Origin of the sequence: Geothrix fermentans DSM 14018 (assembly GCF_000428885.1) — a bacterium.
GTDB lineage: Bacteria > Acidobacteriota > Holophagae > Holophagales > Holophagaceae > Geothrix > Geothrix fermentans.
This window is the reverse complement of sequence record NZ_KE386810.1, coordinates 759,741-766,188: the sequence shown is the minus strand read 5'-3', so window position 1 is coordinate 766,188 and position 6,448 is coordinate 759,741. Positions and strand designations below refer to the sequence as shown.

Below are 6,448 nucleotides of genomic sequence, written 5' to 3'. Positions count from 1 at the left end.
CAGGGCGTCCGGGTTCAGCGCATCCTCACCGACAACGGCATGTGCTACCACTCGAAGCTGGTCCAAGCTGTCTGCGAGGCCCAAGACATCCGGCACAGCTTCACCCGGCCTTACCGCCCTCAGACCAACGGCAAGGCCGAACGGTTCATCCAGACAGCCCTTCGCGAGTGGGCCTACCGCCTGGCCTACCAATCCTCAGAACAGCGGAGCCAAGCCCTCAAAGCCTGGCTCCACCACTACAATCACCACAGGTCCCACTCAGCCCTCGGCGGTCTCGCCCCCGCTCAAAAGCTGAACAACGTCCTTGGCCGCGACACCTAGAGCCAGTAGCGGAACAGGGAATCCTGCAGGCGCGCGACGATGTCGCGGTTGCGGCGGTTCCTCTCCTCGCGGCCCGGGAGCTCGGGATAGGCGGGGACAGGGTCGTGGAGGGTCGAGCCCGGCTCCGGGCCCAGGCGGTCCCGCCAGCGTTCCAGCCAGGCCTGGGGGAGCCGCTCGGGGATGGGCAGGTCCATCAGCGTGAGGTAGAGGATCGTCCACACGCGGGCCACCACCTGCGGCTCGTAGCCCCCTCCCAGGGTGAGGAGCACGCGGCCCTGGGTGTGCGTGGCGGCCAGGTCGAGGATCCGCCGGTAGAGCCCCTGGAAGGCCTGGGTGGTGAGGGCCAGGTCGCCCATGGGATCCGTGAAGTGCGCGTCGGCGCCGGCCTGGACCACCAGGACCTGCGGGGCGAACCACTCCAGGGCCCGGGGCACCACGGCGTCGAAGGCCTCCAGGTAGCTCTCGGACTCCGTGAAGGGCTCCAGGGGCACGTTCACGCTCAGGCCCCGGGCCGGGCCCGTCCCCAGCTCCTGGATGTGGCCCGTGCCCGGGTAGAGGTAGTGCCCCGTCTCGTGGAGGCTGACGGTGAGCACCCGGTCGTCGCCGTAGAACAGGTTCTGGACGCCGTCGCCGTGGTGGAGGTCGATGTCCAGGTAGGCCACGCGCCAGCCGTGGGCCACGCAGGCCTGGATGGCCACGGCCAGGTCGTTGTACATGCAGAAGCCCGCCGCCCGGTCCTTCTGGGCATGGTGCAGGCCCCCGCCCAGCTGGAGCACGCGCGTCTCCGTGCCCGCCATCAGCAGCCGCGCCCCGTGGAGGGCGCCGCCCACCAGCCAGCGGGCCGCGAGGTCCATGCCCGGGAAGACGGGGTTGTCCGGCGTGCCCAGGCCGAAGCGCTCCGCCTCGGGTCGGGCCTCGCCGCGATCCAGGGCCTCGACCATGGCCACATAGGCCTCGTCGTGGACCGTGAGGATCTCCTCCCGGGTGGCCGCGGGCGCCGCGATGGGCGAGAGGGTGTGGCCCAGGGACTGGATCAGGTCCAGGACCATGGCGAGCCGCGCCGGCGTGAAGGGATGCTCCGGCCCGAAGTCGTACCCGGCGTATTCCGGGCGGTGGATCAGTGCTGCCATGGCTTGGGCAGCGGCCACAGGACATCGAACTCCGCCCGCCGGAGCTCGTCCGCCAGGGGGCGGATCTGGTTGGAGTCCACCCGCAGCACCGTGCGCACGGCCTCCGGCGAGGGGTAGGTGAGGATGGAGTGGATGTTGACGTGGCGTTCCGCGAGGAAGGCGGTGAGGCGCGCCAGCTCGCCGGGCCGGTCCGCGAGGGCCACCTCGAGCCGGGACGAGGGCTTGGTCACCCCGGTGAGGGTCATCAGGGCGTCCAGCAGGTCCATGCCCGTGAGGATGCCCACCAGCTCCTGGCCGTCCACCACCGGCAGGCAGCCGATCTTGTGCTCGCGCATGATCCGCGCGGCGTCCTCCACGGGATCCAGGGGATCCGCCGTCAGGGGCGGGCTGCTCATCACGGCGGAGACGGGATCCGTGGCCACATGCGGCTTCTCGCTGAAGCTGCTGGTGGCCAGGCGGAGGTCGCGGTCCGTGAGCACGCCCACCAGGCGCCCATGGTCCACCACGGGCAGGTGGCGGAAGCCGCGATCCAGGAGCAGCTGGTAGGCCTCCCCGATGGTGGCCTCCACGGAGACCACCGTCACCGGCCGGCGCATCATCTCCTTCACGAGCATGGCGGTCTCCTCGGGGTTCAGGGCTTGCGGAAGCCCACCTGGGTGAAGGTCAGGCGCAGGTCCGGCTGCAGGGGCAGAGGGCTGAGGGCGCCGGTCTCGCCGTGGACGGCGACCTGCGCCTCCAGCGTGTGGAGCCAGGGCAGTTCCTCCACCAGCTGGGTTAGGCGGCCCAGGGTCTCGCCCAGGCCGTTGCCAGGCGGCAGGTGCATCCGCTCGAGGACGTCGGCGATGTCCAGGTCCGTGAGCGGGGTGAGGCGCAGGATGGAGCCCACGCCCTGGCGGTGGAAGCGCCAGATGGGACCGAAGTCGGGATCCGCCGTGAGGTGGAGCTGGACCCTCGGGCCCCTCCGTTCCGCGGGCTCCGGGAGGGTGGTGACGGGGATGCCGAAGAGCGCCATGAGCTCCCGGGCCTGGGGCAGGGAGAGGATCGCCTGGGCGGCCTCGGGCAGCTTCCCCACCAACTGCTCCACGCGCCGCCGGGCTTCGCCGGCGTTGAGGTCCGCGTAGCCCTGGAACCGGCCCGGGGGCTGCCGGCGGAAGTGGGCGTACTGCACCACCTTGGACAGGGCCAGGGCCGCCGACTCGGGGAAGCGGTAGGAGGGGAAGGTGCGGTTCATGGCGCCGCCCTCGCCCCGGGCGGTGGATCCCACGGGAATGGCCCCGCTCACGCCCATGAGGGAGAGCAGGGTGGGCTTGGGGACGCCCGTGGTCTGCTCCGCCCGCACGGCGGCCCGGCGGATGGCCCGCGCCACCATGTCGGGATCGCAGTCCCCCAGGCAGGCGAAGGAGGCGATGAGGGCGTCCACCTCGGGATGCTCCAGGGCCTCGCGGCAGGCCTGCTCGTAGTGCTCCGGGGTGGCCATGGCGTGCAGGTCCACCACGCCCGGGCCCGCGATCCGCATGCCATGGGCTTCGCAGGCGTCTGCGCAGATGGTGGCCACTCCGCCGGAATTGCTGACGATGGCCACGCGGTCGCCCCGGGGCAGGGGCTGGTGCGACAGCAGGAGGGCGATGTCGAAGAGGTCCTCCAGGGTGTCGGCGCGGATCACGCCGGCCTGGTGGAAGAGGGCCTCCACCTCGGCGTCATTCTGGGGGCTCGCCGCGATGTGGGCCTGGGCCACCCGGCGCCCGGCGTGGCTGCGGGCGCTCTTCACGCAGAGGACGGGCTTGCGGTGGGAGATCCGGCGGGCCAGCCGGGCGAAGCGGCGCGGGTTTCCGAAGGTCTCCAGGTAGAGCAGGGCCAGGTCCGTGTCCGGATCCTCCTCCCAGTACTGGAGCAGGTCGTTGCCCGAGACATCGGCCCGGTTCCCCGCGGAGACGAAGGAGGAGAACCCCAGGCCGCGCTCGGCGGCGTACTGGAGGATCACCACGCCCAGGGCCGCGGAATGGCTGAAGAAGCCGACCCGTCCGCGCGGCGGCATCGCCGTGGCCAGGCTGGCGTTCAGCTGGACGGCGGCATGTGTGTTCAGGAGTCCCAGGCAGTTGGGGCCCACCAGGCGCGCCCCCCGGCTGCGGGCGAGGCGCACCAGCCGCTCCTGGCGCCGGGCGCCTTCCGGGCCGGTCTCCGCGAAGCCGGCCGTGAGGACCAGGAGGCCGCGGGTGCCCTTGTCCAGGGCCCGCCGGGCGAGCGCGGGCACCTTGGCGGCCGGCACCGCCAGCACCACCAGGTCCGGGGACTCCGGCAGCGAGGCCAGGGAGGGATAGGATTTGACGCCCTCGATGGTCTTGGCCCTGGGGTTCACCGGGTAGACCGCCCCCTGGAAGCCGCCCCGGAGGATGTTGCGGAAGATGGTGCTGCCCACGGAGCCCGGGTCCCGGGAGGCGCCCACCACGGCCACGCTGCCGGGCCGCAGGAGCGGCACCAGGGAGTTGGCCGTGGCCACGCGCTCGCGAATCTCCGCCCGCTCCCGCTGGGCCTCGGGGGCGCTCAGGGGGAAGCGCACATGGATGATGCCGCCCTCCATGGCCCGGGTGGTCTCGAACCCCGAATCCCGGAAGACGTTCGCCATCTTCTGGTTCTCGTGGAGCAGCTCGGCTTCGAAGCCCAGGTAGCCGGCCCCCGCGGCCAGACCCGCCAGGCGCTCGAGGATCAGTGTGCCGATGCCCCGGCCCTGGTGCGCGTCCCCGATCATGAAGGCGACCTCGGCCACGGCGCCGCCGTCGCCCACGTAGTTGCCCAGGCCCAGCACCTGCTGCTCGGACCCCTCGCCCTCGATGGCCAGGAGGCAGGCCCGCTGGCGGCGGTTCTCGTCGCAGAGGTCCTCCACGAACTTGCGCGAGACGCCGGACACGCCGCCCATGAAGCGCATGGCCATGCTCTCCCGGGAGAGGCCGCGGATGAAGGCCTCCACGCGGTCCGCGTCCTCCGGGGAGGCGGTCCGCAGGAGCACGCCCTGGCCGTCCTTCAGGAGGACGAATTCCCGGTAGCCTGCGCCGTCAGGGATGATGCTGAACACAGGATGCCTCGCGGAACAGGGGGTGCGATGCGACCACCCTACCACGCGCTCCAGGTCGCTGGCCCTACTTGAGATTCTTTCTCCCCCTGTATGTCGCTTTTCATCCTGGACGGACGGACCGGGCCGTCCTAGATTGCTTCATACCCCCCCAAGCGAATTCAGGAGGACCAGATGAATGGTCGCGAGGCGTTTCTCCAGGCCAGGGACTTTCTCGTCGCGCATCGCGACGACTACGAAGGGGCCTGCCGGGATTTCCGTTGGCCCGTCCTCGATGCCTTCAACTGGGCCCTGGACCACTTCGACACCTACGCCGTGGGCAATGACAGGCCCGCGCTGTGGATCGTCGAGGAGAACGGAACGGAGACGAAGGTCAGCTTCCAGGACCTCTCCCGGCGCAGCAACCAGGTGGCCAACACCCTGCGGGCCATGGGCGTCAAACGCGGCGATGGCGTGCTCATCATGCTGGACAACGTCCTGCCCCTCTGGGAGGTGATGCTCGCGTGCATCAAGCTCGGGGCGGTGCTGGTGCCCTCCACGCTGCTGCTGGCGCAGGCGGACCTCCAGGACCGCATCGAGCGCGGCGGGATCCGGCACCTGGTGGTGGATTCCGCCCAGACGGCCAAGTTCGACGGCCTGGACGCCAGCCTCACCCGCATCAGCGTGGGCGCCTCGGTGCCTGGCTGGCACGACGTGTCGGAGCTCTACGCGGGCTCGACCGCCTTCGAGGCCGATGGCCCCACCCGCGCCACGGATCCCATGCTGCTCTACTTCACCTCCGGCACCACGGCCAAGCCCAAGCTGGTGGTCCACACCCACCAGTCCTACCCCGTGGGCCACCTGTCCACGATGTACTGGGTGGGCCTGCAGGAAGGCGACGTCCACTACAACATCAGCTCGCCGGGCTGGGCCAAGCACGCCTGGAGCAGCTTCTTCGCGCCCTGGAACGCCGGAGCCTGCATCTTCGTCTACCGGGCGGCCCGGTTCAGCGCGTCCGCCACCCTCAAGGCCATCGTGGACAAAGGCGTGACCACCCTCTGCGCCCCCCCGACCGTGTGGCGCCTCTTCATCCAGGAGGACCTGGCGGCCTACAAGGTGAAGCTCCGGGCCCTTGTGGGCGCCGGAGAGCCCCTGAACCCCGAGGTCATCACCCAGGTGGAGAAGGCCTGGGGCCTCACCATCCGCGACGGCTACGGGCAGACGGAGACCACGGCCATCGTGGGCAACTCGCCGGGGCAGGCGGTGAAGTCCGGCTCCATGGGCCGCCCCCTGCCGGGCTTCCACGTGGCGCTGCTGGATCCCGAGGGCCGGGAGGCCGAGGAGGGCGAGATCGCCCTCAAGCTGAAGCCCCGGCCCACGAGCCTCATGGCCGGCTACAAGGACGATCCCGAGAAGATGCGGAAGGCCGAGGCGGAAGGCTACTACCGCACCGGGGACGTGGCCACCCGCGACGAGGACGGCTACCTCTGCTTCGTGGGCCGGGCGGACGACGTCTTCAAGAGCTCCGACTACCGCATCAGTCCCTTCGAGCTGGAGTCCTTCCTCATCGAGCACGAGTCCGTGGCCGAGGCGGCGGTGGTGCCGAGCCCGGATCCCCTCAAGCTCACCGTGCCCAAGGCCTACATCATCCTGCGGGCGGGGTACGCGCCGGACCGCGCCACGGCCCTGGCCCTGTTCCGCTTCATCCGCGAGCGCATCTCCCCCTACAAGCGCATCCGCATCATCGAGTTCGGGGACCTCCCCAAGACCATCTCCGGCAAGATCCGGCGGGTGGAGCTGCGGAAGCGCGCTGCGGATCCGGCCTCTTCCGCCCTGGAGTTCCGGGAGGAGCAGTTTCCTGAACTGAAGTAGCCACCGCCCTGGGAGGCCCGCTCCAACTTACCTGAGGACAGGTATTGGAGCAGGGCGCCACCTGGGCGAAAAATGGAGA

General features: G+C 70.5%; 5 protein-coding genes. 2 read left to right on the top strand and 3 right to left on the bottom strand.

Going from position 1 to position 6,448, the window contains the following annotated elements; all coding sequences use genetic code 11:
• A partial coding sequence (locus tag G398_RS0114085; RefSeq protein WP_026854072.1) for an integrase core domain-containing protein occupies positions 1–321 on the top strand: 321 nt, incomplete at its 5' end.
• On the opposite strand, the gene G398_RS0114080 is transcribed toward G398_RS0114085, so the two are convergent.
• Genes G398_RS0114080 through G398_RS18655 form a run of 3 tightly spaced genes read right to left on the bottom strand, consistent with a single transcriptional unit; the run spans position 318 to position 4,521 of the window.
• Positions 318–1,451: an acetoin utilization protein AcuC gene (locus tag G398_RS0114080; protein ID WP_043485015.1), complete on the bottom strand. Its 1,134-nt coding sequence runs from the start codon at positions 1,449–1,451 to the stop codon at positions 318–320. The two genes, G398_RS0114085 and G398_RS0114080, sit on opposite strands and share 4 nt — an antisense overlap.
• Complete coding sequence (locus G398_RS0114075) at positions 1,439–2,065, bottom strand: CBS and ACT domain-containing protein (protein ID WP_026854070.1); 627 nt, start codon at positions 2,063–2,065, stop codon at positions 1,439–1,441. Before G398_RS0114075 ends, G398_RS0114080 begins: the two co-directional genes overlap by 13 nt.
• A 17-nt stretch (positions 2,066–2,082) precedes the next feature.
• On the bottom strand, positions 2,083–4,521 hold the full coding sequence (locus tag G398_RS18655; protein ID WP_052572021.1) for a bifunctional acetate--CoA ligase family protein/GNAT family N-acetyltransferase: 2,439 nt from the start codon (positions 4,519–4,521) through the stop codon (positions 2,083–2,085).
• Positions 4,522–4,692: 171 nt separating this feature from the next.
• Here G398_RS18655 and G398_RS0114065 point away from each other — a divergent pair, with 171 nt between their 5' ends.
• Positions 4,693–6,369, top strand: a complete 1,677-nt coding sequence (locus G398_RS0114065) for an AMP-binding protein (RefSeq protein ID WP_026854069.1) — start codon at positions 4,693–4,695, stop codon at positions 6,367–6,369.
• Positions 6,370–6,448: the final 79 nt, after the last annotated feature.

Bases quoted from the DNA above. Each gene is read 5' to 3' on its own strand.
- G398_RS0114080 (WP_043485015.1), bottom strand. From the start codon at position 1,451: ATGGCAGCACTGATCCACCGCCCGGAATACGCCGGGTACGACTTCGGG.
- G398_RS0114075 (WP_026854070.1), bottom strand. From the start codon at position 2,065: ATGCTCGTGAAGGAGATGATGCGCCGGCCGGTGACGGTGGTCTCCGTG.
- G398_RS0114065 (WP_026854069.1), top strand. From the start codon at position 4,693: ATGAATGGTCGCGAGGCGTTTCTCCAGGCCAGGGACTTTCTCGTCGCG.